Genomic DNA, 26,456 nt, shown 5'->3' with positions numbered 1-26,456 from the left:
ATTAAAAAAATGAAATTACCAAAGTTTTTATTAGCAGATAATTCGGAATTTCCAGAGGATCTATTCGTGGTTCATACAGAATATCCAAGATTTATCTTAAACGTTGAGGAAGAAGAAGTTGAGTGGTTAGATGATCTTGAAGGTGATGATGAAGAAACGATGGCAGACGAGGCTACTAAAGTAGTAGAAGCAGCATTCAAATGGTGCGATGAAGAGTTGGCTAAGTACGATGAAGAAGAGGAAGATTAATAACACTCTAAACATAAAAAAGGAACTCTATTGAGTTCCTTTTGTTTTTTTATTCTGATTTAGTGAATTTCAATAGTAAAAGATTGTCTTTGTACAATTCTAAAGTATTTCCGGAAACCACATATTTATTAGCTTTTCCCATCATATCCATAAAATTCTGCTCTACTCCGATGTTGCTGCACATCATTTTTGTGGATCCCATTTGTCCGGCTGTAAAACTTCCTGTAGAAGGATCAATTGTAGCCGTTCCGAAATAGTTATTACATCCTGCATTTCCAGTGATCTTTTCTCCTTCAATATTCAATGTTGGAACTTTACCTTTTACCGTTTCAGCCAATGTCCATTTTGTGCTGGCAAGAGCAGGCTGAGCTTTTCCCACTTTAGATGCAGACGGGCTTGTCATAGATCCACATGAAGCCAAAACTGCAGCTGTACATATACTTAAAAAAAGATTTTTCATTTTTTTCTTTTTGAATTAACCCAAATTTACGGAAATTATATTATTTAAACGGGTTGCAATGAATTTTATTATTCTTTAACAGTTGATATTTTGAATAATTTTCAGAGTTATTTTTACACTGTTGATAATCAAAAAAAGGCTTGAAAGCGTTAAGACATAAGAGCTTTATCTGTCCTAAAGTTGTAGCGTTGCCTTTGTGATTCCGAAGGAATCTATACTATAACTGGTTTATAAAATATATTGAGGCATCTACGGAGTGACAAAGACTGTGGATAGATTGTTTTTATACAAAATTTCCATTTTAACACGAATAACACTAATATTTTCACTAATATCACTAATGCGATTCAATATGAACGGGCTTCAGCCCGTTTGTTTAAAACACAAACAGACCAATGGCTTTAGCCCAAGCCTGACAACAACTCAATAAAACAAAAAAACGGACTTAAAAAAGTCCGTTTCTATTATTAATAAAATGTATTTTCAAGTATTAAGATCTCAACTCTGCGTTGAATTCTTTCTGGAAAGCTTTAATCAGAGAATCCATTACTTCTGTAATCTCTTTTTCTTCAAGAGTTTTCTCTTCATTTAACAGCTCAAAACTCATCGCATAAGACTTCTTACCTTCAGGAAGATTTTTACCTTCATATACATCGAACAGGTTAATATTCTTAATGAATGGAGATTTGTTCTTCTTAGCCGTCTGATATAAATCCTGATAGTTTACCGTTTTATCAATCAGTAAAGCCAGATCTCTTCTGATTTTGTTGAATTTCGGAATGTCTTTGAATTTTAATTGATTTTTAGAACGAAGTTCCTGAGCATATTCCAGTTCAATCTCTGCATAGAAACATTCCTGATCAATATCAAAGTCTTTTAATAAGGCCGGAGATACTTTTCCAATTCTCACCAATGCTTTACCGTCAACTTCATATGCCAGTGCATCAGAGAATCTTTCATCAGACAAAGCAACTTCTTTATAATCCACAGCAAGTCTTTCCAGTAAAACTTTTACATAGGCTTTAAGATTATAGAAGCTTACCGCAGATTTTGGCTGAAGCCAGTTTTCGGCAACATCTCTTCCTGAAACCAATAAAGCTAATTGTTTTCTTTCTTCGTATTTATCTTTTTTGTGATAAATTTTTCCTGATTCGAAGAACTTGATATCCTGATTCTTTCTGTTGATATTGTATACTGTATTCTGAAGAAGTCCTTCTAATAAAGACTTTCTCATGAATGCCAGATCACCGCTTAAAGGATTCAATAGCTTTACAGCATCTGTTTCATCCCTTACAGAAGTTAATGAGTTGTTCATCACTTCATTGAAACCAAGCCCCTGTAAAGTTCTTGCCCAGCTGTTTTCCAGCTCATCCTGATCGTTAGTACTCAGTTTAACCGGCGTAAATGAAAACTTCTGTGGAGCATCAATTTTATTGTATCCGTAGATTCTTAAGATCTCTTCAATCACATCAATTTCTCTTGTTACATCTGCTCTGTAAGCAGGAACAGAGATTTCAAAACCGTTTGGAATTTCATTTAAAACCTGAATTTCCAATGCTTTTAAGATTTCTTTTACTTTCTCTCTGTGAATTTTTGTTCCTAAAATCTGTTCAATTTTAGAGAATCTGATGATCACATAGTTGTCTTCTATTTTCTTAGGATATTCTTCTAGTAATTCACCTACTAATTTTCCCTCAGCAATTTCCTGAATCATTTTGATAGCATGAGTGATGGCCGTTCTTGTAAGGTTCGGGTCTACACCTCTTTCAAATCTGAAAGAAGCATCTGTATTCAGGCTGTGCGCTTTAGCTCCTTTTCTTACAGCAATCGGGTTGAAATAAGCACTTTCAAGGAATATTGTTGTCGTTGTTTCTGATACTCCTGAGTTCTCACCTCCGAATACTCCGGCAATACACATTGGTTTATCTTTACCGTCTTTGATCATGATTTCAGAACCATTCAATGTTCTTTCAACACCATCTAAAGTCGTAAATTTCGTTCCGGGTTTTACTACACCTACTTTCACTTTCTTATCTGCAATTTTATCTGCATCAAATGCGTGAAGCGGCTGTCCGTACCCGTGAAGAATATAGTTGGTAATATCTACAACGTTATTGATCGGGCTTAATCCGATCGCTTTCAATCTGTCTTTTAACCACGATGGTGATTCTGCAACTTTTACATCTTCAATCACAGCTCCGATATATCTTGGACACAATTCTGCATCTTCAATTTCCAGTTTAAAATCGTGAGTTCCCTCGTTATTCAAAGCTTCAGAAGCTACTTTATTAAATTGCGACTTCAATTGGTTTGTAGAAAGGTAGGCATGTAAATCTCTGGCAACACCGTAGTGAGACATAGCATCTGTTCTGTTCGGCGTTAACCCGATTTCAAAAACCTCATCATTGGTAAGTTCAAAATAGTCAGCAAAGTTTTTCCCTACTTCATATTGGGTTTCATCCAGTACCATGATACCTCCATGATCATCACTAAGACCAAGTTCATCTTCTGCACAAATCATTCCCTGGGAAACCTCTCCTCTGATTTTGGCTTCTTTAATTTCAAAAAAGTTTCCTGTTTTGTCATAGATTTTAGTTCCGACAACAGCTACCGGAACAGTTTGCCCAGCTTCTACATTAGGAGCACCGCAAACAATGTTCAGCACCTTTCCGTTTCCTACGTCTACAGTTGTCTTCTTCAGTTTGTCAGCATTAGGATGTTTTTCGCAAGTTAAAACTTTACCTATAATAATTCCTTCCAGGCTGCCTCTTACACTTTCAAATTTATCTATCCCTTCAACCTCAAGACCTATATCTGTAAGGAATTCACCGATTCTTTCAGTTTTTGATTCCGTTTTTACAAAGTCCTTCAGCCAGTTGTTTGATATTTTCATTTGTTAATCTATCTCTTATTTAATTCGTCAGATGAGTTTTAAGATTTCATCTGTTCTATTTTGAAACTTTTATTTGAAATTCCACGCCTTATTCCGGTATGATTTTTCGAGCTACAAATGTCGTGTTTTTTTGAGAAATAGAGAAATTTAGAAGCGATTTTAAGATAATAAATTTTCGTTAATCTTTCAGCTGCTGATTCGGGAATCTACTGCCTCAACGGTCTTACTACCTTCTTCAGGCTGTCTGAAAATAATACCAACCCTCCGGCCATCATGATAATATCTTTCAAAACCAAACGTCCTGCTCCTGACAGATATGGAAAACCAGACTGAGGTGTTACTCCATCTCCGCCCAGATTGGGGACATAAACTTCAGGGGTAGTGATCAGAAACGACAACGTAACCAATGACATTAAAAATGTTAATACTCCACCCAAAGCTCCAATTTTAGGAAACCAAATTCCCAGTAGCACCATAGCTCCTATTACAACGATCATTGTCCCTAAACCGTAAGAAAAGGCATAGGTTCCGTTTTCCTGATGCCAGTCAATATTTTTCTGAACCACTTTTCCTTCCGGATTTTTATACAAAGTGTATTCTGCAACCCATTTTTTATCTGCATTAATAACTTTATTACCTGCATTTTTGTAGAAAAAACTCATCAGTGGACTATTGGCTACGAAAGGTACAATTCCGTCGGCTTCGTAATGAAATGCCTTCAGGCCTCCAATCCAGACCATAACGATGAAAATTGAAATTCTGAGAAAATTTAAAAAGTAAGCATCCAATTGTAAGAGTTGCGGGTAAATTATGTTGTTTTTCATGTGATTTATTTTCCATCAAAGGTATTCACATGGTTACAGCGTCAACATAGACATTTCAGGATATTACATGGACATTTTTGCGACAACAGAGATTCCTACTTTCTCTCTGTAATTTTTTGGAGAACACCCTACCGCTTTTTTGAAATACCTGCTGAAGTAGAATTCATCTGCAAATCCCAACTCAGAGGCAATTTCCTTTACAGATCTGTAAGTTAAATGCAGCAACTTTTTTGACTCCAGGATAATTCTTTCGTTGATAAGCTGTGTGGGTGTTTTGGAAAATTCTTTTTTTACAGCTTTGCTCAAAGTATTATTGGTGATGTTCAGTTTGTCACTGTAAAATGACAGTTCTTTTTCCGCTTTAAAATGGGATTCCAGCAGTTTCTGAAATTCTGCAGCATTTTTATTGGGAAGCTTTTCGCTAGAAACCAAGGTATTTTCGATACTGATTTTCTGTTTGCTGCCAATAGCAAGAATTAGCTGGATATAGGTCTTGATAATAGATTCCGAAAATGGATGTTTTTCAGATTCTTCTTTTTGAATATGATTAAAAAGCTCAAGAATATAATTGAAGTTTTCTTCTGACAGCTCAACGCCTGGATTCAGATAAATATTATTGAAGAGAAGCCCGTTGCATGCTACTTCTTCCTTATGATACTCTATACAATAATAATCCCCATGAAAGAAAAGTATATGGATGTTTTCCTCCGATTCAGCAGCCAGTTTCAACTTCTGATAAGGAGAAAGAAACAGAATATTATATCCGCCGTAAGAATAATTAATAGCATCTACAGAGAAAACACCAGACCCTTTCCACAGAATTACACTGTAGTTTTCTGTAGTGAATTCTGAGGGAAAATCTGAAGTGTGATAAAGCTGTATTTTTATTTCCATGAGGAGTTGATTTAAACACTAATGACGCTAATGATTCACAAATAACACTATTTATTTAATATTCTTTTGAATACGCCTTTCTCTTATTATACTTTTGCCTTGAAGCAAAAATATACAAAAGTTCAAGACGGGAATCATCCGCTAAAAATTTGAATGTACTCCTAAAATTTCCAAACTCGCATGGATCGTCTGGTTCTTCTTCGGTTCAATAGTATATCCCATGCTCAGACAATGGAAATTTTTTGGCGGATTACATTTAAATTTTCTTAACGCTCCTAATTCCTAAGTCGATTAGACCCTACAAAAAAAGCCGGAAAATTCCGGCTTTCTATTATTTGTTATGCTAATATTACAATCCGATGACCGGCATTGATAACATTAAGATGTTTTCGTTTTCTTCAAGACCATCAAGAGGTTCAATGATCCCTGGTCTGTTAGGCTGGGACATTTTCATGGTGATATCGTCAGATCCTAAAATCGTCAGCATTTCAGTTAAGAATTTTGAACTGAATCCGATGTTGATATCTTCTCCGTTGTAGTCGCAAGGAATCTGCATGTCAGCTTTGTTTGCATATTCAGTATCTTCTGCATGAAGGTGAAGAATATTTCCGGAAAGCTTGAATCTTACCTGGTTGGTAGATTTGTTAGACATGATAGACGCTCTTTTGATTGCTCCCAGCAACAGGTTTCTGTTGATGGTCAATACATTTGGATTTTCTTTTGGAATTACCGCTGTATAGTTTGGATATTTACCATCAATCAGTCTGCAGATCCAGATATGCTTGCCAAAAGTAAATTTAGCCATATTCTCATTGAAGTCTATGGTTACGTCTTCATTGGAACTTGCCAGGATATTTTTGAAAATGTTCAGAGGTTTCTTAGGCATGATAAACTCCATCGGCTCAGCATTCATAAGGTCTGCTCTTTTGTACACCACCAATCTGTGGGAGTCTGTAGAAACGAAATTGGTTTCGTTTTCTCCAAACTGGAAAAGAACTCCTGTCATTACCGGACGAAGAGAGTCGTTACTGGTAGCAAATAAAGTATTTGTCAACGCTTCAGACAAAACTCCTGCCGGCATCGTTACACTTTGTGAAGCGTCGAATTCCGGCAATTCAGGATAGTCATCAGCATTGTCTAATGCTACTGCGAAATTATCTTTTTCATCTAAAATCTCAAGCTGGCTTCCAGTACCTTCGGCATTGTCTTTTACAACAAATGTGAGAGGCTGTTCACCATATGTCTTGATAAAATCCTGAAAAATTTTAGCAGGAACAGCAAATTTACCTGTATCATCAGACTTTACTTCCAGAGAAGTAACAAGAGTTGTCTCGCCGTCAGATGCTGTAATGGTAACATTATTTCCGTCTAATTCAAAAAGATAGTTTTCTAAAATCGGTCTCGATTGAGAGCTTGATATTACGCCACTTACAGTTTGCAAAGCCTTCTGCAGTTCACCACTTGAAATAATAAATTTCATAGATTTATAAAATAAGTTTCTACAAATATAATAAATAGATACAACAAAGAAAAGAATAATATGGAGGAGTTTTTCACAAAGATCCTTAATTTGTTTTGAGCCTTGACATTATGCCTGTATTTCTTCAGAGATTCATTTTTTTATCAAAATACAAAGCCTATCTTTGCCTGAAAAGTTCAAAACCATGCAAAAACCTCCTATCCATAAAAGTTTTCTCAATGCTTTCCGGGGTGTTTTCATGATGATAAAGACGGAAAGAAATTTCCAGATTGAGCTTCTGATATTCTTCATTAACCTTTTCTTTATTTTTTATTTCGATTTAAGTTATACAGATGCAGCATTGGTTCTTATGGCCTCATTTGCTGTCCTAAGTGCTGAAATTTTCAATACTGCTATTGAAAAGATCTGTGATATCGTTCAACCTGATTTCGACAAAAGAATTGGCTTTATTAAAGACATTGCAGCCGGAGCTGTAGTGCTTACGGCTATTGCTTCTGTGAGTGTTGGGATTCTGGTGTACTGGAAATATTTTTTTAGCTGAGCCGGAAGAAAGAAGCTGGGAGCTGGAAGTTTTAGACCACCCCGTCAAAAATTCTTTGAATTGTTGACACCCCTCCGGAGGAGGGGAATGTTTAGTCCTTCGGTTCTAAATTTGTGAAGATTAGAGATATTTTTTCATCTTTTATTTCACAGCGATGAAAATATCAATTTCTGCGTCTGACGGATTCTGTGCTTTTTCTCCGTAGACTTCAAAATCGGCAGTAAATATCCTGTCCAAGTCCATATTCCAGATTTTTAACCATTCATGAATTACCAGGTCTTTTGAAAGATCTCCTTTTGTAGTAAATTTCAGATAATCTCCGCCATCAAAAGAATAACCCGTCATTCCTTCCGGAATATAGTTAAGATTTTCTACTTTACATCCGAGTACTGTTGTATAAGGCTTTGTGTGGTCTTTTTCGTAATCCGTGTAGATAGAATAAATGGTATTGTCTATTTTATTTGGAATGGAATTGACAATATTCCCGCTGATCATTTTCTCCCATAGAAGCGGAATATCTTTTCCTGCCTGTCCATTTTCATTGGTTGTTCTTACTGAAATTCCGATGACCTTAAAAGGTGCCACTTTTACGTTATTCATTTCTTGATTTTTTGTTAGGACAAAGATAAAAACAGGTTGTGACAAGGGTATGTCAGCAGTTTTTTAAGTTTGGGCTGAAGCCAGTGAATTTATTTTTATAGGATAAGTGGGCTAAAGCCCACTTCTATTGAATATTAAATTTGTCATATCAGTAGAAAAGCACCTATTAAGTCTAAAAGTATTCCATTTGCGAGATCTGCGAGAGAACATTCAAGCTTAGATTCCTTGCTTTGCTCGGAATGACAAAGAGACCGTTGGAATTATATCCCTGATAAAATCATTTGAATCATAGTTCTAACTCTTATTTGAGATTACTTCGCGTTGCTTGCAATGACTATTTCCCGACATAGATAAACCCTTTTTTTCCAGATTTAAAAACGGTTTCGATTCTTTTGTAATCATCCACTTCGTATTCATCAGCCTGAAGGATTTCTTCTTCTGTCACCTCAAAAAGCATTCCTTCTACCTCATCATTATCATTTCCTGAAAATTCAAGTACGGGATGGTATTGCTGACCGCTTTTCCGAAGTACTTCAGGATCTGTAATTTCAAGCATACTTAATTTGTAGCCTGATAAAGTGTCTTTTTCACCTTGTAAAAGTCTTCCGAAGGTTTCCATTTGAACCTGCTCTTTCTGCAGGGTTCCGTAAGAAAATAAATGAGGCATTATAAATATTTTTCAATGATTGGGATTGCGATTTCGGCCATCATTCCATAGCCTTTTTCGTTGGGATGTACACCGTCTGTAGAAAGCAGAATTTCTTTATCATCCAGAAAAGCGGAATAGAAATCAATATAGGTCAGCGAATCTTCAACTGCAATATCTTTCAGCATCTGATTATAAAGCACTACATCTTCATTGATTCTCTTTTTCCCGGAACTTACTACTACTCCATCTATCTTTTGAGAGAAAGGGAGAATGCTTACCAGATAAATCTCATTGGAAAAGTGTCTGGCATGTGCTACAGCTTCTTTAATATTTTTTTTAAATTTTTCAGGATCTACGATCTGTACTCCATCTTTTACCGCAAGATCATTGGCTCCGTAACTTAGAAAAACAATATTTCCATCTGCTGAATTTCTTGCTTTTAATTCGTGAGGGATTCTTTTCAGTAATCCTTCTGTGGTTTCTCCTCCTATTCCTAGATTGAACAGGATGAGTTCATCTCCGTTTCCTTCATGAAATTTCTGCAGGGCATATCTTTTCAGAATATCTACCCAACCGCCAAAAACTCCGTCATATTCTCCGTAAGTAATGCTGTCACCAAAGAACAGCCCGTACATAATTTTCTTCATTCAACTTCTATTGTTTCCTTTTTTGTTAAAGTAAAAATAGTGAGAAAAATTATATTAATATCTTTCAAATTGTAAGTTTTTAACACAAAAGGCGCAAAGTATTATATTAATTTTTTCGTTCGCAAGGGCGTTTCACTCAGCAATAGACGTATTTATATCCTTGTTGAATTAAGTGATTTGAACCATTAAGGTTTTGTAAAAAATGAAGAATTATTAAGGTAACAGCTGAAGTTATTATTTATTTATTCATCCTAGATGAATCTTAACTCACCTTACAATCTTTATTATTCTTAATGGTTAATAATATTTTCTGTTTTTTTGACGCAAAGATCTTATTGTTAGCATATTGACCAAAGTAAGCAAAGAAGGAATCAACAAGTTGATTTGATGAAACTAGCTGGAAATGTCAACGCTACAAAATTTCCACTCATTAATCATTACTCATCATTCCAGTCTCAGTATAATATTGGTATGTGATTTTATAATTTCAATCAGGATTTCAAAAAGCGTTTTTCCTTTTCCTTCAATCAATTCGTCTAATTTCCGCTGAATCAATTCTATGTTGAAAGGTTTTCCCTGTCTGATTTTATTTTCATAGAATTCACGGGTAGCCTTAAAGCCTAAGTCTTCTTTTGACTTCTGTGATTCTTTCCAGATGATTTCAATTTCTTCTTTGTTTTCAAATACTCCGAAACCTCCGTAAAGGATGTCATCAAAACCATCCAACGTTCCTACTTTCCAATCCAAATCCTTCATCAGCACGCGGGAAGCTTCTTCGTAGAAACCTCCTAAAGACGAAAAATGACCGCCATGGATGACGATCATTTTTCTTGTATTGTTATTTGAAGTATTCAACACCGTTTTTGAATATGTTGTGATAATTCGCGGTTGGTATATTCTTCATGAGACCTTCAGCAAAACGTTCCGGGTGTCCCATCCTTCCGTAGATCTTTCCACATGGGCTGGTCACTCCTTCAATTCCGAATAATGAATTGTTCGGGTTGAACGGCATTCCGTGAGCAATGTTTCCATCGAAGTCGATGTACTGTGTTGCAATCTGCCCGTTTTCATACAATTTCCTGATTTCTTCTTCTGAAGCCATGAAACGTCCTTCTCCGTGAGAGATCGGAATGGTGTAAGTCTGACCTTTCATTCCTTTTAACCATGGACTTTCATCGTTCACTACCTTTACAGTAACCATCTGAGAAATGTGTCTTCTGATGGCATTGTGAGCTAATGTTGGAGAGTTTTCATCCAAATCCTTGATTCTTCCGTAAGGTAATAATCCAGATTTAACCAAAGCCTGGAATCCGTTACATATCCCAATGATCATCCCGTCTCTATCTAATAATTCGTGTACTGCATTTTTCATTTTTTCGTTTTTCAGAACGTTTACAATGAATTTTGCAGAACCATCCGGCTCATCGCCCGCAGAGAAGCCTCCTGAGAATGCAAGGATCTGAGATGTTCTGATCTCTTCCACCCATGCATCAATGCTTTCATCGAGTAACTGGTGATTGATATTGATTAAAGGCAGACTGCTTACTACAGCGCCTTCTTTCTGGAATGCATTCAGCGTGTCATATTCACAGTTGGTTCCCGGGAATACCGGAGCAAACACTTTCGGCTGTGCGATTCCGTGTTTTTTAATGATGATATTTCTTGGGTTGACCGAGTTGTATTTTGCATCAATTTCAACCGTGATCTTTTCTTTTTCTACAGTCGGGAAAAGATTTTCAAATGTATTAGTATTGGCCGCTACAAGATCTGTAATGTTTGATTCAATACCGTTAATTTTCAAGGTTCCTGAGTCTTTTACTTCTCCGATCAACTGAAGGGCAGCTGCGCTTAATTCTTCTTTCGCCTCGATAACTAAGCTTCCGATATTTTTCGCTAATAATGCATTTTCATCAGCATTGATCTCTGCTCCTAATCTGTTTCCGAAGCTCATTTTGGCTAAAGCAACTGCAAGACCTCCTTCTTTCACTGTTTTCACAGAAACAATTTTTCCTGCTTTGATGTTTTCGAAAATGAATTCAAAGATTTCTTTTAAAGCACTATAATCTGGAAGCCCGCTTTCCTGAGCGATATGATTGAAGAAATACAGTTTGTTTCCTGCGCTTTTCAGTTCAGGAGAAATGATATTTTCTTTATCTCCGTTAGCACATGCAAAAGAAATCAGAGTTGGCGGAACATTCAGGTCCTGATATGTTCCACTCATTGAATCTTTACCACCGATAGCAGCTAATCCAAGGTTGATCTGTGCATCATAAGCTCCTAAAAGTGAAGCTAAAGGTTTGCCCCATTTTTCAGGATTTTGTCCTAGTTTCTCAAAGTATTCCTGGAAGCTAAGTCTGATGTTTTTATAATCACCTCCCATGGCTACAATCTTCGCCACACTTTCTACAACAGCGTAAGATGCTCCCAATAATGAGTTTTGTTTTGAGATTTCAGCATCGAATCCCCAGCTCGCCAGAGAAACGGTTTTAATGTCTTTTGCTCCTAAAACTGGTAGTGTCTGCACACTTCCTTCCATTAAGGTTTGCTGATATTTTCCACCTAAAGGCATTGCTACTGTTGTTGCTCCAATTGAAGAGTCGAACATTTCAAGCAGTCCTTTCTGGGAAGCTACGTTTTTATCTTTTAAGATGTTCAGGAAGTTTTCTGCGGTGAAAGCTTTTGTTTCTTCTTTGACTTCTTCAAGGTGAGTGATCTTCACTTCCTGAGATTTTGAACATCCGTTGGTATCTAAGAAAGCTCTTGAAAGGTCTACAATTTTGTCTCCTTTCCAGAACATCTGCATTCTTCCTGAATCTGTCACTTTTGCTACTTCTACGGCAACAATGTTTTCAGCTTCACAGAATCTGATGAATTTTTCTTTATCCTGAGGATCTACTACCACCGCCATTCTTTCCTGAGATTCAGAAATAGCCAGCTCGGTTCCGTTTAATCCTTCATATTTTAATGGTAATACATCAAGGTTCACTTCTAAAGAGTCTGCAATCTCTCCGATTGCCACGGAAACTCCTCCTGCTCCGAAGTCGTTTGATTTTTTGATCAGCTTCGTTACTTCAGGATTTCTGAATAGTCTCTGAATTTTACGTTCTTCTACCGCATTTCCTTTCTGAACTTCAGAACTCATGGTGTGGATTGAAGTCTCGTCCTGTTCTTTTGAACTTCCGCTTGCTCCTCCTACTCCGTCACGACCTGTTGCACCTCCTAGAATGATGATTGAATCACCGTTGGCAGGCTTCTCACGTCTTACCCAATCTACAGGAACAGCCCCGGTAACGAAACCTACTTCCATTCTTTTGGCTTTGTAGCCTTCGTCATAGATTTCGGAAACCATTGTAGTGGCAAGACCGATCTGGTTACCGTAAGATGAATATCCGTTGGCAGCCTGTTTTGTAATGGTTTTCTGAGGTAATTTTCCTGGTAAAGTTTTGTCAACAGATTCTAAAACGTCTGCAGCACCTGTTAATCTCATCGCCTGGAAAACGAAAGATCTTCCGGATAATGGGTCTCTGATAGCACCTCCCAAACAAGTAGAAGCCCCTCCGAAAGGTTCAATTTCTGTTGGGTGATTATGCGTTTCGTTTTTGAATAGTAAATACCAAGGTTCTTTTTTACCGTCGTATTCTGCTTCAATCTGGATGGTACATGCATTGATCTCGTCTGAGATAACAAGATTATCCAGGTTTCCTGTCTTATGGAAATATTTACCGCATACTGTTGCAAGGTCCATTAATGAAATGGGCTTCAGCTCACGGCCTAAGAATTTTCTTTTTTCGATATAATCATTGAAAATGGTTTCCAATGTTTGTTTGAACTGACCTTCAAACTGAATGTCTGACAACTGTGTTTCGAAAGTGGTGTGACGACAGTGGTCGCTCCAATACGTGTCTAATACTTTTAATTCTGTTTCCGTAGGATTTCTTTCTTCAGTTTTGAAGTATTCCTGAATGAATTTCAGGTCATCCAATCCTAATGCAAAACCATGCTTGTTATAGAAGTTTTCAAGTTCAGCATCATTAAAATTGATGAAATTTTCATGGATGATTACTTTTGACGGTGCTTCTTCTGCAGGAATATCCAGAACGGATAAGTCTTTTTCCTGAGATTCCACTTTGTTGATCAGAAGGTCTTTGATTTTAATCAAATCCGCTTCGGAAACGCCTTCAAATTCGATTAATTTTCCACTTCTTACTTTTGATTTTTCATTTTCTGTCAGCAAAGCGATACACTGTTGAGCAGAGTCTGCTCTCTGATCATACTGTCCCGGTAAAAATTCCATTCCGAAATGAATAGCTTTTGCAGGGTTTTCTGTGTGTAAAATATCAGTAACAGGGTCTACGAAAGTGTTATTCACCACTTTTTCAAATTCTCCGTCATTCAGGTTGAAAATATCGTATACGTTGTATACTTTCACGCTTTGAACTGCTGGAACAACCGCTTTTACTTCATCAAAAATTTTTGGACTTTCAACATCGAAAATTCCTCTTTTTTCTACGAAAATTCTTTTGTTATTAGACATTAGATGTCAGATTTTTAATATTAGATTTATTTTTTATTTTCAAATTTATTTCTTGCTATCTCTATTGAACGATGCAATTTTTCAAGCAAAACTTTTTCAGAAGGTAAGATAAGTAAATATTCTGCTACTTTTATATTATCCCCTTCCAGATTCATGAGTTCTATATGTTCGGAATTTTTTCCTGAACAAAGGATTAAACCAATGGGAGAGTTCTCCCCTTCTACTTTTTCATATTTATTAAGATATGAGAGATAAAGCTCCATCTGACCTTTATGACTGGCTTCAAATTCACCTAATTTTAGCTCGATAACAACTAAAGATTTTAGTTTCCTATGATAGAAAAGTAAATCCAGGTAGTAATCTCTATTATCTATTGTGATTCTTTTCTGTCTTGAAAGAAATGCAAAATCACTTCCCAACTCAGAAATGAATTTTTGAAGTTCCACGATAATGGCTTCTTCCAAATCTTTTTCAGAAAAGGTATCTTTCAATTCTAAAAAATCAAGAAAATAGGGGTCTTTAAAAACTAAATCAGGATTTAAAATATTCTTTTCAGACCAGTTTTTCAATTCTTTATCTATTATTTCCTCAGGCTTTTTGCTTATTGCTGTTCGTTCAAAAAGCAGAGAATTGATTTTTTCTCTCAAGACTCTGACACTCCAATTTTCAATTTTACAAACTTCAAGATAAAAATTTCTTTTAGTATCTTGTGAAATAGGAATGAGAAGCAGGAAGTGAGTCCACGATAATTGTCGCATCGCTGATGCGACAATATTAAAATCATTAAAAACAGACGCAAACTGCATCATTTTTCGGATATTTTTCTCGGAAAATGAATTTCCAAATTCTAACGTAAGTTGTTGAGAGATCTGTACAATAACTTCTTTGCCATACTTTGCTCTCTTATTATCTAAAACATCTTCATTTATTCTTTTCCCTATTTCCCAGTATAAAACCACCATTGCCGAGTTTACCTGAGCTGCAACCTGACTTCTTGTCTTGTCTACCAGCTCCTTAAGATCGGTCATTAATTGTTGATGATTTTGATTCTGTAACATCATTAAAAATTAAATATCAGATTTTTAATATTAGATTTATTTTTCTTTTTACTTTCTGAGTTCAGAGTATCCCTATCAGATTGTTGCATTCTGTACAGATCCTCTGTTTGAGTGTTATCATCCACTCTATATTATTGAGTACAAATTTACTCTTTTACTTTCTTTTTCTTCTATCTTTTTCCTATAATACCAATGTCAGATTATTATCTTTGGTACCGTCATTATTGGATGCGTTTTTAGAAGCTCCAATCCATTCTTCTTTATTCAGTACAAATTTAAAGGAATAGGACTTTCCTTTTTCAAATCGAGAGACAGGAACTTCCAGTTCATAAAGGTTTTTACCCTTCTTTATCATCTGATATTCTTTATTTTCTGGATCCCAGTTATTGAAACTTCCTGCTACAGTCATGGTATTGATAAGGTTTCCATTCATATTTTTCGGATGTGCGTAAGAAAAAACGATTTTATCCTTCTTTATGGAATATCCATACACCTGCTTTTTATCTGAAGTGGAGACAAGATCAGCTACTAAACTTGTTGTACCATTATAAAGTGCGGAAAATGTTTCAGGTCCATTAATGTTTACAATGATGCATACTCCAATATTCAATTCTGGAAACACTGTAAACAGGCTATTTATCCCATAAGATCCACCATGCTTAAAGCCTCTTTTACCATGTTCGGTAATGCAATATCTGTCCCAAAAATATCCATACCAAGCTTCTTTACTATTTTCAATATTTCTTTGAGATTCCTGTACGGTTTTGTTTTGTAAATCGAGTTCTTCTTTTAAAAACTTCACCATATCACCCATTGTAGATTCGGTTTTCGAACCCCCTGAACCCCACAGAAGGCTTCGTGAAACGGGCATTAAACGATAATTATCATGATATCCATTAGCCTGAACTTCATTTTTATCAAGCTCCAGTTTAGTATGGTTCATTCCGGTTTTTGAAAAGATATTTTCTTTCAAAAGGGTTTCATAGCTCTTTCCGTAAATATTTTCCAGCATAAGACCGGTTAATTCCAGACTTGTATTGCTGTATTTATATTTTGTACCTGGTTGTGCATCTAATTTTACAGCAGCCAGGTCTTTTTTAAAGTCTTCTTTTGTATATCCGTCATTAAGCTTTTCGTATAGAAAAGCCGTTTCATCTGTCATGTTTTTTCTCAGCTCATCATCAATAGGGAGATTTCTAGGTAAGGCGGTTTCATAAGAAATTACATTCCTGACTTTTATGGGAACACCATTGTATTCTAAGTTGGGATAAGGTTCTTTCAGATACTTGCGTATATCATCGTCAAGGCTTACTTTCCCATCCAGGACTGCCTGTGCCAGCAATTGCCCTGTAAAAAGTTTGGTAATGGAAGCTATAGCAAAATAAGTATTATCATCCGCTTTATTCCCTTTTCCTTTGTCTATTTCTCCAAAGTGTCTGGTATAGATTTTTCCATCTTTTATAATTCCGACAGAAACTGAGTATGCTTTTGATTCTTCTGCAACTTTCTTCGCAGCTGCATCTATGAATGAATAAACTGCTTTATCTGTTTGTGCATAATTTTTCACAAATCCCAAAGCCAACATCAATACTATTATATGTTTTGTCATCTGCTAAGTAAGTTCTGCTATTTGTTTATAAATTTATTAGGGTTATCCTTATGCTTCCTCTGAAAATCTTCTGCACTTTCTATTTCTTCCTTTAACCAGTTTTCAAAAGGAATCTTCTTTTCATTAAAATCCCCTATTGCATAAAATGTTTTTCCATCTTCTGAGACCAGAAATTTGAAACTATAAAGCATATCCAATTCTTTTTTCCTGTAATCATAGGCATTTACCTGATAAAAGGGGAAGTTTTCTTTGGGTCTTTCTACAATTTCAAAAAACAGATTTTTTTCTTTTTGAGAGAGTTTGCTGTAAAAATTTACATAATGAAGATCTGAAAGCTTTTTCTTCTGCTTTTCAAAAAACTGAAGGATATTCTTCTCTTTTTCATTGTATTGAAAAGGGTTCGGATAATATTTTCCGTCTATTTCCACCTCTTTCTCTGTTGGTTTTGACAATGGCTGAATGGTTTGTCCTTTGACATTCATTACACCCCATTTTCCGCCTACAATAGATCTGTGCTCGTCATTTGTTTTTTCCCAGCCGCAGCCGTCACAAAAGGTGGCATATCCGTAATTAAAAGGAAATACAAAATCATGCTCAGCTTCAATAATTATCTTTCCGTTTCGGTCTGCAAATCCTACTTTACCATTTTTAACCAATCTTCTTAAACCTTCGGAGAAGTAATCTGCTCCATTATCATAAAGGAAAGGCTGGTACAGAAATTTTCCATTTTTGTCATACACATATCCCCATGCATTTTTCTCCGGTTCTTCGCCTTCTTTACTTCCATCAAAAAGAATGGTTTCTCCTTCTACAGGATCTCCGTCTTTAAGGAATGAAAAGATTTTGAACTGTGCCGGAACAATTATTTTCCCGTCTTGATTTTTAACCCCGACCAACGAATCTTTGGATTTAAAATACTTTAAAACCTCCTTTTCTTGGGAAAAAGAAAATATTGGCATTAATAAAATGGCTAAAAGTATTTTTTTCATATTGATCTATTGCAACAAGTAATTTATTCGTCTTTGCTAAGATCTGTTTTCTTACGCAAATTTACAATAAGATACAGCTTTTTAGAAGTATCATAATCGATTGAATTCTCCAATTTCCATTTTTGATACCCTGTGTAATCAAACTGATGATTTTCTGGAGGAAGTAACAAATAATAATATTGCTCCATTAAATATTCATCTATAAAACCATCTTTTCTAAGTTTTGTAAAGAAAGAAATCAACCGTGTTGCCGGATTATTTCCTTCTATTACATCTTGATTTTTCTCTGTTTTATAGTCGATAAAACCATTAATTCCAGCAATTTTAAAATCTAAAAGAACTCCGGGAATTCCTGCTGCTCTTTCATATTTATCAATATTTTCATAGATCCATTTCATTTTATTTGTAGCACTGCTCATTGTTGTTCTCAGCAATAATTTATCCTGAGCTGCAACAGGGGCATATAGAATATTGGCATATCTTGTTAATGGATTCTTTTCAACTATTTTTGCAGGTTGTATTTTAGTTAAAAACTGATCCTGAACTTTATCTAAAGCTAAAGTATCATTGCCTTTTTGGCTAACCTCTGAAATAAAAACCCAAAATCCTGCATCATAAACCCTTAGATTAATCAATCTATCAAGGTGGCTAAAGTAAGAACTGATACCATGAAGTTTAAATTTCCCTTCTTTGATAGTTACCACTTTACTTATTTTTTGATTTTCTTTAGGTGAATATTTTCTTTCTTGCAAATCTTTATAGTAGTGATGTAAAAGTCTTTCTTCATCAAGAAAAGCTGGAAGAATTTTAAATTTAAAAGATAGATTATTATTGCTGTCTTCATATTCTGCTGCAAAAACACTATCATTTTTAGAATTTGTAGATAATTCAGTTCTGGAAAAATTCCCCAAATTAATCGGAGCATAAATTCCAGAAATTGGGTGTTCAAAATCTGTTGTTGATTTAATTTTTTTGTTTGGCTTTAAAGCCTGAGAAAATATCATCACAGGAAATAAAAGCAAAATAAAAAACAGATAAACCTTCATACGAATTAAATAAAATATGCAGCCCAAAAGACTGCATATTGTTTTATACTTTAAGATCAGCTTCCAATCCTATTAAATCTTTGTTTTGGTCTATAATCGGCTGCACTTCATTTTTAATGAATTCCTCCGTCTGGATCGGCGCGAAACCAATAAAGTTTTTAGGATCTAAAACTTCTTTCAGTTTTGATTTGTCCAGTTTTAAAGAATCATCGTTTAAGATTCTTTCGATAAGGTCGTTTTCTTTTCCTTCTTCTTTCACTTTCTTGGAAGCTTCCATCGAGTGAACTCTGATCACTTCGTGGATTTCCTGACGGTCACCACCAGCTTTTACTTCTTCCATGATAATGTATTCTGTTGCCATGAAAGGAAGTTCCTCCATAATGTGCTTGTTGATTCTGTTTGGATAAACAACGATTCCGTTCATGATGTTGTTCCAGATTAATAGAATAGCATCAACCGCTAAAAATGCCTGAGGAATAGTTAATCTCTTGTTTGCAGAGTCATCCAGTGTTCTTTCAAACCATTGTGTAGAAGCTACCATTGCAGAACTCGTTGTAAGAGACATTACATATTTTGCCAATGCTCCGATTCTTTCACTTCTCATTGGGTTACGCTTGTAAGCCATCGCCGATGAACCGATCTGGTTTTTCTCGAATGGTTCTTCAATTTCCTTAAGGTTTTGAAGTAGACGTAAATCGTTTGTGAATTTATGCGCAGATTGTGCAATATTTCCTAATAAAGCAACTACTTTCGCATCGATTTTTCTATCGTAAGTCTGTCCGGAAACTCCGAACACTTTTTCGAAACCGAATCTCTTTGAAAGTTCTTTATCTAAATGTTTTACTTTAGAATAATCACCGTTGAACAGTTCAAGGAAACTTGCAGCAGTTCCTGTAGTTCCTTTTACTCCTCTGAAACGCAGGGTTTCAAGGAAGAAATCCAATTCTTCGATGTCAAGAACCAAACTCTGCAACCAAAGTGTAGCTCTTTTTCCAACTGTTGTTAACTGAGCCGGCTGGAAGTGAGTGAATCCTAAAGTGGGAAGGTCTTTATATTGAATCGCAAAATCCGAAAGATTTTTCATCACGTTCACCAACTTTTTCTTCAAGATTAAAAGTCCGTCACGGATTTGAATTAAGTCTGTATTGTCTCCTACAAAAGCCGAAGTTGCTCCCAGGTGGATAATTCCTTTTGCTGAAGGCGCCACATCACCATAAGCGTGAACGTGAGCCATTACATCATGACGGAATTTTTTTTCGTACTCTGCAGCTTTTACGTAATCGATGTTTTCAGCATTAGCTTTTAACTCAGCGATCTGCTCGTCTGTAATATCAAGTCCGAGGTCTTTTTCGATTTCAGCAAGAGCTATCCAAAGCTTTCTCCAATTCTGGAATTTGTTATTGTGTGAGAAGTTAAATAACATTTCTTCACTGGAGTAGCGCTCTTCCAATGGATTTTTGTAGGAATTCATTCGTTCTTTTACTTTTTAGATGCACAAAAATACGGTTTTTCAGTGAGAGATAAAAATTCTGATTTTATGATTTTTCAACCCTATTCTGAATCAAATAAAAGATTTTCATTTATACTTTTGCCTTGAAGCAAAAGTATACAAAAGTTCAAGACGGGAATCATCCGCTAAAAATTTGAATGTACTCCTAAAATTTCCAAACTCGCATGGATCATACGGTTCTGCTTCGGTTCTGAATAAGTCCCATGCTCAGACAGTGGAAATTTTTTAACGGATTTGAAATTTTCTTAACGCTCCTGATTGCTAAGTAGATTGGTGAGAGCAAATAAAACAGGCTATTCCATTTCTGAGACAGCCTGTTTTATACTATTTTTAATTAATTAGTCGATAATAAGTCCGCATGGCGATCCTACCGGAATACATTTTCTTTCCAATGAGCACCAGAAGTACCCTGCCAGACACATCGGGATACCTCCCTGAACAGTTTTCAATTCTCTTTTTGAAATTTCTCTTAAGTTTTTCATAGTAACATTTTTTGATTTTTCTCCTACTCTTATGCTTTTCGGATTACGCTTTAATTTGGCAGATCCAATATACATTTTTTTCGGAACAAAAACATAACTTATTCGTTTTATTCAACTTACAATGATAATTTGTTTATTATTTCGAATAATCATTATTGTATATTTATATAGTTTCTTAAAATAAGGAAGGTAAAAAAACTCTATTTAGAAAGAGTTTAATACTTTTTAAGACACGACAATCACTTCAAAGTGGTATCCTGTAAATCCCACTATTTATAAGTAAATTCTCTGTATATTTTCATTCTATAATGATGCAAAAATATCTACCTAAAGTGACAAAACATGTCATATTAAAATCTAATTAAATTTATACCACAAAAAAACCACTCTTCCGAGTGGCTATATATCTTTTTAAGTCTGAACTTATTGATAGATGACAACATCATTTTTCTTGATTTGATACCCTTTTTTATAAGGAGTAAGGACATAACTGTCTTTAATGTGAGATCCGCTTTTCCATACTTTTTCTTTTCCTTTTTTATCCAAAATGATACTTTTTGCATTTCCATCCTGAATAAAAATTTCAGCCTTTTTCTGATTTTTAGTAAAGATAACTGCCGTCATTGTCGTATAACTTTTATCTGAATTTACTTCTTTAAGTTTTATTTTCTGATTGAAAGTTTGTATACAATTATTTCTTAATTGTGAATAAGTATATCCTGCTGAACCAATACAACCATGAACATCTCTGTCTCCTCCTAGAACAGGAGTACTTTTTTGCGCAAAAACGAATGAACCAAGGAACAAGGTACTAAATAAAATTATTTTTTTCATATGTAAAATTTTTGTTTTCTGATAGATTAAAATATCCCAAAATGTGATATTAATTAATTTTCTAAGTTACAAAAAAAACCACTCTTGCGAATGGCTTTTCTTTTTTGAAATCGGATTTTATTGATAGATCACGATATTATCTTTTTTAAGCTGATATCCGTTCTTTTTGTAAGGAACCAATACATAGCCATCCTTTTTCCAGACTTTGGCTTTACCTCCTGTTCTGGTAAGGATAATGCTTCTTTCACCGGCATCTTTTACAAAAACCTCAGCTTTTTTCATGTCTTTACTGAAAATAACTGCAGCTATTGAAGTATAGCTGTCTTTCGGAGCTACTTCTGTCAGCTTAATTTTTTGTTCAAAAGTTCTTATACAGTCTTTCTTAATCTGAGAATAAGTATACCCTGCTGAACCAATACATCCGTGTGCATCTTTGTCACCACCTTTTATGGCTCCTTTTTGGGCAAACACTAAAGAACCAAGGAACATTGTGCTTAATAAAATTGTTTTTTTCATGTCAATGTGTATATAATAATTACACATCTATTATTAAAAATCATGCCAAAGAATAGAAAATATACAACTCCGGAGGAACTTTTCAGATCTTACTTAGTCCAGTTAATCTTTGAATGCTGTACATTGTCAGAACTTGTTCCGATCATGATATCGAATTCACCTGATTCCCAGTCGTATTTCAAATCTCCGTTGTAAAACTTCAGGTTTTCAGGAGTGATATCAAAAGTTACTTTTTTAGATTCTCCTTTCTTCAAAAATATTTTCTGGAAGCCTTTCAATTCTTTAACCGGTCTTGTGATACTTCCTACCCTATCTCTGATATACAGCTGAACCACTTCAGCGCCGTCATAGTTTCCTGTATTCGTTACTGTAACTGATGCTTGAACGGTCTGATTTCCTTTCGCGGTATTAGCGGAAACCGCCATATCGGAGTAATTGAATTTCGTATAGCTCAATCCGTACCCGAAAGCATATAATGGTGTATTACATTCATCCATATAGTTGGAGCGGAATCTTTCATAAGTACATTTGTCTACTTTGTCCTGACTTAGCGGACGACCTGTATTTTTAGCATTATAATAGATTGGCACCTGCCCTAGGCTTCTTGGGAAAGTCATCGGAAGTTTTCCGGACGGGTTTACTTTTCCGAACAGAACATCTGCAATGGCATTTCCTGCTTCAGATCCTGCAAACCAGGCATTCAAGATAGAATCCGGAGTATCTTTTACATTGGTTAATGCTAAAGGACGGCCTGTGAAAAGAACCATTGCAATCGGTTTTCCGGTTTTCTTTAATTCATTTAATAAATCAACCTGAGACTGAGGAATGGTAATTTCCGTTCTGGAAGAAGATTCTCCGCTCATTTCTGCAGATTCTCCGATAGCCAGGACAATCACATCTGCTTTGCCGGCAACATCCACAGCTTCTCTTAGCAATTCTTCTTTGGAACGGTTATCTCTGTCTGTTTTTTTACCGTGAGCTGCATAAATTTCTTCTAACTTGGCATCATCATCTATATTGGCTCCTTTTGCTGATAAAAACTTAACTTCCTTTCCATAGTTTGCCTGCAATCCCTGCATCAAAGAAACTGAGGCAGCATGTTTTGTAGCAACACTCCATGTTCCGGCCATATTCATTGAATTATTTACCAATGGGCCAATTACAGCAACTGTTCCTGATTTCTTTAAAGGCAATACCTGATTGTCATTTTTTAATAACACCATGGATTGAGCCGCTGCACTTCTTGCTATATTACGGTTTTCCATATTATAGACTTCCTTTGCTGCCAATTTTGCATCTCCGTGTTTGTATGGATTATCAAATAAGCCTAGATCATATTTTGCTTCAAGAATTCTTCTTGCCGCCATATCAATTTCAGCCTGTGTCACTTTTCCTTCTTCAAGAGATTTTTTTAGAGTTGTTAAAAAACCTTCTCCCACCATATCCATATCAACTCCGGCTTTTAAAGCCAAGGCAGAAACCTGCTGAAGATCTCCCATACCATGGTCTACCATTTCATTGATACCGGTATAGTCTGTTACGACGAAGCCTTTGAATTTCCATAGATTTCTTAATACTTCCGTCTGAAGCCATCTGTTTCCTGTTGCCGGTACTCCATCCACTTCATTGAAAGAAGCCATTACTGAAGCAACACCGGCATCCACTGCTGCTTTGTAAGGAGGAAAATACTCATTAAACATTCTTACATGGCTCATGTCAACCGTATTATAATCTCTTCCTGCTTCTCCGGCTCCGTATAATGCAAAGTGTTTTACGCAGGCTAAGATATTGGTTCCGTTAGCAAGGTCTTTCCCCTGATAACCATACACCATGTTTTTAGAAATTTCACTTCCCAAATAAGGATCTTCACCAGAACCTTCTGATACTCTTCCCCATCTTGGTTCGCGGGAAATATCCACCATGGGAGAGAATGTCCAGTTGATTCCGTCCGAAGCTGCTTCTCTGGCTGCTACTCTTGCAGACTGCTGGATAAGATTCATATCCCATGACGCAGCCAATCCTAATGGAATCGGGAAAGTAGTTTCATAGCCGTGGATCACATCCATCCCGAAAATCATAGGAATTTTCAGACGGCTTTTTTCTACAGCTACTTTCTGAACAGCTTTTATTTTATCTGCTCCTTTTATATTGAATAATCCGCCTACTAATCCCTGCTCTACTTTTTTTCCAATATCAGAACTCTGTGCCTGTCCTGTAGTGAAATCTCCGGAAGTGGGAAGGTTCATCTGGCCAATTTTTTCATCCAATGTCATTTTAGATAAAAGATTATCCACAAATGCTTTCTTTTTAGCCTGATACTGAGCTGTCTGATAAGACTGAACGGGCTTCGTTATCATTTCCTGAGCGGAAAATACAGGAGCCAATGCTAAGGTGGCGATTACAATTAACTTTTTCATAAATCTATCTTCTTAAATTATTGTTTTTATATTTTTTGCTTTAATTTGATGGTTTTACTTTTCAATCATTGGGTGTCATTACTTTTCTTTTTTGAGAGCATCCATTCATACAAAGCAGGATTGGAATAGGTAGAATCCCATGAGTTATGATTATCATTCGGGAAGATAACCAGTTCTGCCGTAGGGTTTACAGGATGCAGCTTCTGATAAAAATTAAAAGCATTGGCAGGCAGTACGATATCATCCATTCCGCCATGAAATATTTTCATATTCAAATCTTTAAACTGATGAATATTGGCGGTCATTACCTGATCTGTCGGCGCACAGACTGAAGCTACTGCAGCAAACATTTCCGGATGTTCCATGGCCAGTTTCAAAGTTCCCCAGCCTCCCATAGAAAGTCCTGTAAGATAAATGCGGGAAGCATCAATTGTATATTTTTTCTGAATTTCTTTGATCAGATTATATACGGTAACCGTATCCCACCATGTTCCTTGCGGACATTGAGGTGCCAGAATGGCTACAGGTTCTTTGATCAGATTTTTATAGGTAAACGGACTGTGTGCTTTTACCATATCCAGATTAGTTCCCCGTTCTCCTGAGCCATGAAGGAAAACTATTAATGGTACATTTCCTTTTGTATTTAAAGGGTAATCCAGAATATAAGACATTTTCTCCTGTCTTTTAATTTCTTTATTGAGTTCCGCTTTTATTTCCTGCGCATTCAGTTGTAATGAAAACGGCAGCAGTAAAAGAGGGATATGTTTCAGTTTTAGTTTCATATTGTTATTTAAGTTTTGATTAAAGCCTGTTCCTATTGAATTATTTTATTCCGTATTTGGCTGACTGGAAGCTTAGTTTTTTTAATCCCTGCTGAATTTCCGGGGCATTCATAAATAACTTCCAAAGAAATCCTGATCTGTAATTTTCAATCATAGGAGCTATAGTTCCCTGATCTATTGCCAGATATCTTGGGGTAAACCAATTGTTATAATTGACAGAGGTAGCATCATAAGGACCTGCAGAACCTATGAATTCAGGTTTTTGAGTATATATAAATCTCAGAAAAGCCGTTGATTCTTTTGGTGTGTATGGGAAACTGCTCAATGCAGCTGTAGGAGTAATTACTCCATTATCATTGCCAGGCATATGAGCGGTATATCCTGTGCTTCCATCCTCATTTCTTGTGTAACCGGCAGTCAATCCCCAATAGTTGGGTCCGTAACCTTTCCACTGCTTGGGATTTTCAACACAGTATTTATAGTCGATAAGGGTTTGATTTTTATTGATATCAATATAGTTTTTCACCAACTTATCCGATAATCCTGTCGGATCAAGCCCGATATATGAATATTGTGCCCAGAAAAGCGGGCCGCCGTATTCCTCGGCATAGTTGTGTTTTACATACAGAGGTAATCCGTATTTTGTTTTATCTGTAAGGTAAGTTCCATTTCTGGTCCACCCTTTATAATAGGTTTCGGCATCAATGGAATAAGTAGGTGAAGATGCGGCTAAAATATAAGTGATCAGACATTCATTATATCCTTCAAGAGGAAAATTCATTTCCCACTGGTAATCCGGTGACCAGTGCCAGTAAAGGACTTTCTCACCTCCTTTGGTATACCAGTTCCATTGGATTCCTTTCCATAACCCATCACATTTTGCAGCAAGGGCTTTTTCTTCTGCATTTCCGTTTTTAAAGTATTCACGGATCATCAGTATTCCTGAAGTAAGGAATGCGGTTTCTACAAGATCACCGCCATTATCTTTTTTCCCGAAAGGAACTGTTTTTCCGGTTTCCCCATTGATCCAATGTGACCAGGCTCCTTTGTGCCGGTCTGCCTTAGCCAGGAAATCCATGATATGTGTAAGTCTTTTTACCGCTTCTTTTCTCGGAACAAATCCTCTTTCTACTCCTACCAGAATAGTTGCCAGCCCAAATCCTGAGCCTCCAGTAGTGATCACGTGCTTATCATTATCCGGATAAATATTGTCTTCATGGTAGCGTTCTCTTCCCAACATGGAGTTAGGTTCTGCGTAATCCCAGAAATACTTTAAAACATCTTTCTGTACTCTGTCCATCAATTGTTCATCCGTGACATTGCTTTTTACGGCTTCAGTTTTTCCACCTTCCTGTTTGGCCATTGGAGCATTTTTACAGGAATACACAAAAAATAAAGAAGTGATAGCTATCGATAATACGTTCCTTTTCATGAGATCTCTT

23 protein-coding genes are annotated in these 26,456 nt (G+C 36.0%); 2 read left to right on the top strand and 21 right to left on the bottom strand.

The features are described 5' to 3' along the window. Positions 1–9 precede the first annotated feature (9 nt). A complete protein-coding gene (locus BW946_RS16885; RefSeq protein ID WP_002977986.1) occupies positions 10–249 on the top strand; it encodes a hypothetical protein in 240 nt (79 codons plus the stop codon). 49 nt (positions 250–298) lie between these two features. On the opposite strand, the gene BW946_RS16880 is transcribed toward BW946_RS16885, so the two are convergent. The 5 genes from BW946_RS16880 to dnaN form a co-directional block, all read right to left on the bottom strand. Next, the gene (locus BW946_RS16880) at positions 299–709 is read right to left on the bottom strand and encodes an META domain-containing protein (RefSeq protein WP_047433591.1); all 411 of its coding nucleotides are present in this window, start codon (positions 707–709) and stop codon (positions 299–301) included. A gap of 490 nt (positions 710–1,199) precedes the next feature. After that, positions 1,200–3,602: a phenylalanine--tRNA ligase subunit beta gene (gene pheT, locus BW946_RS16875; RefSeq protein ID WP_076597275.1), complete on the bottom strand. Its 2,403-nt coding sequence runs from the start codon at positions 3,600–3,602 to the stop codon at positions 1,200–1,202. Positions 3,603–3,808: 206 nt separating this feature from the next. Beyond that, entirely contained in the window at positions 3,809–4,426 is a 618-nt protein-coding gene (locus BW946_RS16870) for a DUF417 family protein (protein WP_076597274.1), read from the bottom strand. Positions 4,427–4,489: 63 nt separating this feature from the next. Further along, a complete protein-coding gene (locus tag BW946_RS16865) occupies positions 4,490–5,320 on the bottom strand; it encodes an AraC family transcriptional regulator (RefSeq protein ID WP_076597273.1) in 831 nt (276 codons plus the stop codon). A gap of 349 nt (positions 5,321–5,669) precedes the next feature. Then, entirely contained in the window at positions 5,670–6,800 is a 1,131-nt protein-coding gene (dnaN, locus tag BW946_RS16860; protein WP_034699704.1) for a DNA polymerase III subunit beta, read from the bottom strand. Between the two features lie 184 nt (positions 6,801–6,984). Here dnaN and BW946_RS16855 point away from each other — a divergent pair, with 184 nt between their 5' ends. Next, a complete protein-coding gene (locus tag BW946_RS16855) occupies positions 6,985–7,341 on the top strand; it encodes a diacylglycerol kinase family protein (protein ID WP_076597272.1) in 357 nt (118 codons plus the stop codon). A 141-nt stretch (positions 7,342–7,482) separates the two neighbouring features. Here BW946_RS16855 and BW946_RS16850 read toward each other — a convergent pair whose 3' ends face one another. The 16 genes from BW946_RS16850 to BW946_RS16775 form a co-directional block, all read right to left on the bottom strand. Continuing rightward, positions 7,483–7,941, bottom strand: a complete 459-nt coding sequence (locus tag BW946_RS16850) for a GyrI-like domain-containing protein (RefSeq protein WP_076597271.1) — start codon at positions 7,939–7,941, stop codon at positions 7,483–7,485. Positions 7,942–8,275: 334 nt separating this feature from the next. Further along, positions 8,276–8,608, bottom strand: coding sequence for a gamma-glutamylcyclotransferase family protein (locus BW946_RS16845; protein ID WP_076597270.1), 333 nt, complete (start codon positions 8,606–8,608; stop codon positions 8,276–8,278). Continuing rightward, positions 8,608–9,237, bottom strand: coding sequence for an SGNH/GDSL hydrolase family protein (locus BW946_RS16840; RefSeq protein ID WP_083688904.1), 630 nt, complete (start codon positions 9,235–9,237; stop codon positions 8,608–8,610). Before BW946_RS16840 ends, BW946_RS16845 begins: the two co-directional genes overlap by 1 nt. A gap of 444 nt (positions 9,238–9,681) precedes the next feature. Beyond that, on the bottom strand, positions 9,682–10,095 hold the full coding sequence (locus BW946_RS16835) for a barstar family protein (RefSeq protein WP_083688903.1): 414 nt from the start codon (positions 10,093–10,095) through the stop codon (positions 9,682–9,684). Then, positions 10,076–13,771, bottom strand: coding sequence for a phosphoribosylformylglycinamidine synthase (locus tag BW946_RS16830; protein WP_076597269.1), 3,696 nt, complete (start codon positions 13,769–13,771; stop codon positions 10,076–10,078). The genes BW946_RS16835 and BW946_RS16830 overlap by 20 nt, the downstream gene beginning before the upstream one ends. Positions 13,772–13,797: 26 nt before the next feature. Then, positions 13,798–14,799, bottom strand: coding sequence for a PDDEXK nuclease domain-containing protein (locus BW946_RS16825; protein ID WP_228402630.1), 1,002 nt, complete (start codon positions 14,797–14,799; stop codon positions 13,798–13,800). A gap of 211 nt (positions 14,800–15,010) precedes the next feature. Next, a complete protein-coding gene (locus BW946_RS16820; protein WP_083688902.1) occupies positions 15,011–16,438 on the bottom strand; it encodes a serine hydrolase in 1,428 nt (475 codons plus the stop codon). Between the two features lie 17 nt (positions 16,439–16,455). Beyond that, a complete protein-coding gene (locus BW946_RS16815; RefSeq protein ID WP_076597266.1) occupies positions 16,456–17,427 on the bottom strand; it encodes a WG repeat-containing protein in 972 nt (323 codons plus the stop codon). 23 nt (positions 17,428–17,450) lie between these two features. Next, positions 17,451–18,473 (bottom strand): hypothetical protein, encoded by a 1,023-nt coding sequence (locus tag BW946_RS16810; protein ID WP_076597265.1) that lies wholly within the window; start codon positions 18,471–18,473, stop codon positions 17,451–17,453. Between the two features lie 43 nt (positions 18,474–18,516). Beyond that, positions 18,517–19,944: an adenylosuccinate lyase gene (purB, locus tag BW946_RS16805; protein WP_076597264.1), complete on the bottom strand. Its 1,428-nt coding sequence runs from the start codon at positions 19,942–19,944 to the stop codon at positions 18,517–18,519. Positions 19,945–20,321: 377 nt separating this feature from the next. Beyond that, a complete protein-coding gene (locus tag BW946_RS21475) occupies positions 20,322–20,465 on the bottom strand; it encodes a bacteriocin-like protein (protein WP_170872095.1) in 144 nt (47 codons plus the stop codon). 423 nt (positions 20,466–20,888) lie between these two features. After that, positions 20,889–21,299 (bottom strand): hypothetical protein, encoded by a 411-nt coding sequence (locus BW946_RS16795; RefSeq protein WP_076597262.1) that lies wholly within the window; start codon positions 21,297–21,299, stop codon positions 20,889–20,891. A gap of 117 nt (positions 21,300–21,416) precedes the next feature. Next, on the bottom strand, positions 21,417–21,815 hold the full coding sequence (locus BW946_RS16790; RefSeq protein WP_076597261.1) for a hypothetical protein: 399 nt from the start codon (positions 21,813–21,815) through the stop codon (positions 21,417–21,419). 89 nt (positions 21,816–21,904) lie between these two features. Next, entirely contained in the window at positions 21,905–24,232 is a 2,328-nt protein-coding gene (bglX, locus tag BW946_RS16785; RefSeq protein WP_076597260.1) for a beta-glucosidase BglX, read from the bottom strand. Positions 24,233–24,297: 65 nt separating this feature from the next. Beyond that, positions 24,298–25,014, bottom strand: coding sequence for a carboxylesterase family protein (locus tag BW946_RS16780; RefSeq protein WP_076597259.1), 717 nt, complete (start codon positions 25,012–25,014; stop codon positions 24,298–24,300). A gap of 40 nt (positions 25,015–25,054) precedes the next feature. Further along, positions 25,055–26,446 carry a glucoamylase family protein gene (locus BW946_RS16775; RefSeq protein ID WP_076597258.1) on the bottom strand — a complete coding sequence of 464 codons (1,392 nt, stop codon included), beginning with the start codon at positions 26,444–26,446 and terminating at the stop codon, positions 25,055–25,057. Positions 26,447–26,456 lie beyond the last annotated feature (10 nt).

It is taken from the genome of Chryseobacterium sp. RU33C, assembly GCF_900156015.1.
GTDB classification, from domain to species: domain Bacteria; phylum Bacteroidota; class Bacteroidia; order Flavobacteriales; family Weeksellaceae; genus Chryseobacterium; species Chryseobacterium candidae.
This window is presented reverse-complemented; position numbering and strand designations above follow the sequence as displayed.

Excerpts from the sequence above, each read along its gene's own strand:
- pheT (WP_076597275.1), bottom strand. The coding sequence starts at position 3,602 with ATGAAAATATCAAACAACTGGCTGAAGGACTTTGTAAAAACGGAATCA.
- BW946_RS16815 (WP_076597266.1), bottom strand. The coding sequence starts at position 17,427 with ATGAAAAAAATACTTTTAGCCATTTTATTAATGCCAATATTTTCTTTT.
- BW946_RS16880 (WP_047433591.1), bottom strand. The coding sequence starts at position 709 with ATGAAAAATCTTTTTTTAAGTATATGTACAGCTGCAGTTTTGGCTTCA.
- BW946_RS16775 (WP_076597258.1), bottom strand. The coding sequence starts at position 26,446 with ATGAAAAGGAACGTATTATCGATAGCTATCACTTCTTTATTTTTTGTG.
- BW946_RS16840 (WP_083688904.1), bottom strand. The coding sequence starts at position 9,237 with ATGAAGAAAATTATGTACGGGCTGTTCTTTGGTGACAGCATTACTTAC.
- BW946_RS16830 (WP_076597269.1), bottom strand. The coding sequence starts at position 13,771 with ATGTCTAATAACAAAAGAATTTTCGTAGAAAAAAGAGGAATTTTCGAT.
- BW946_RS16810 (WP_076597265.1), bottom strand. The coding sequence starts at position 18,473 with ATGAAGGTTTATCTGTTTTTTATTTTGCTTTTATTTCCTGTGATGATA.
- BW946_RS16780 (WP_076597259.1), bottom strand. The coding sequence starts at position 25,014 with ATGAAACTAAAACTGAAACATATCCCTCTTTTACTGCTGCCGTTTTCA.
- bglX (WP_076597260.1), bottom strand. The coding sequence starts at position 24,232 with ATGAAAAAGTTAATTGTAATCGCCACCTTAGCATTGGCTCCTGTATTT.
- BW946_RS16870 (WP_076597274.1), bottom strand. The coding sequence starts at position 4,426 with ATGAAAAACAACATAATTTACCCGCAACTCTTACAATTGGATGCTTAC.
- BW946_RS16885 (WP_002977986.1), top strand. The coding sequence starts at position 10 with ATGAAATTACCAAAGTTTTTATTAGCAGATAATTCGGAATTTCCAGAG.
- BW946_RS16865 (WP_076597273.1), bottom strand. The coding sequence starts at position 5,320 with ATGGAAATAAAAATACAGCTTTATCACACTTCAGATTTTCCCTCAGAA.
- BW946_RS16790 (WP_076597261.1), bottom strand. The coding sequence starts at position 21,815 with ATGAAAAAAACAATTTTATTAAGCACAATGTTCCTTGGTTCTTTAGTG.
- BW946_RS21475 (WP_170872095.1), bottom strand. The coding sequence starts at position 20,465 with ATGAAAAACTTAAGAGAAATTTCAAAAAGAGAATTGAAAACTGTTCAG.
- BW946_RS16855 (WP_076597272.1), top strand. The coding sequence starts at position 6,985 with ATGCAAAAACCTCCTATCCATAAAAGTTTTCTCAATGCTTTCCGGGGT.
- BW946_RS16845 (WP_076597270.1), bottom strand. The coding sequence starts at position 8,608 with ATGCCTCATTTATTTTCTTACGGAACCCTGCAGAAAGAGCAGGTTCAA.
- BW946_RS16850 (WP_076597271.1), bottom strand. The coding sequence starts at position 7,941 with ATGAATAACGTAAAAGTGGCACCTTTTAAGGTCATCGGAATTTCAGTA.
- dnaN (WP_034699704.1), bottom strand. The coding sequence starts at position 6,800 with ATGAAATTTATTATTTCAAGTGGTGAACTGCAGAAGGCTTTGCAAACT.
- BW946_RS16825 (WP_228402630.1), bottom strand. The coding sequence starts at position 14,799 with ATGACCGATCTTAAGGAGCTGGTAGACAAGACAAGAAGTCAGGTTGCA.
- BW946_RS16820 (WP_083688902.1), bottom strand. The coding sequence starts at position 16,438 with ATGACAAAACATATAATAGTATTGATGTTGGCTTTGGGATTTGTGAAA.
- BW946_RS16795 (WP_076597262.1), bottom strand. The coding sequence starts at position 21,299 with ATGAAAAAAATAATTTTATTTAGTACCTTGTTCCTTGGTTCATTCGTT.
- purB (WP_076597264.1), bottom strand. The coding sequence starts at position 19,944 with ATGAATTCCTACAAAAATCCATTGGAAGAGCGCTACTCCAGTGAAGAA.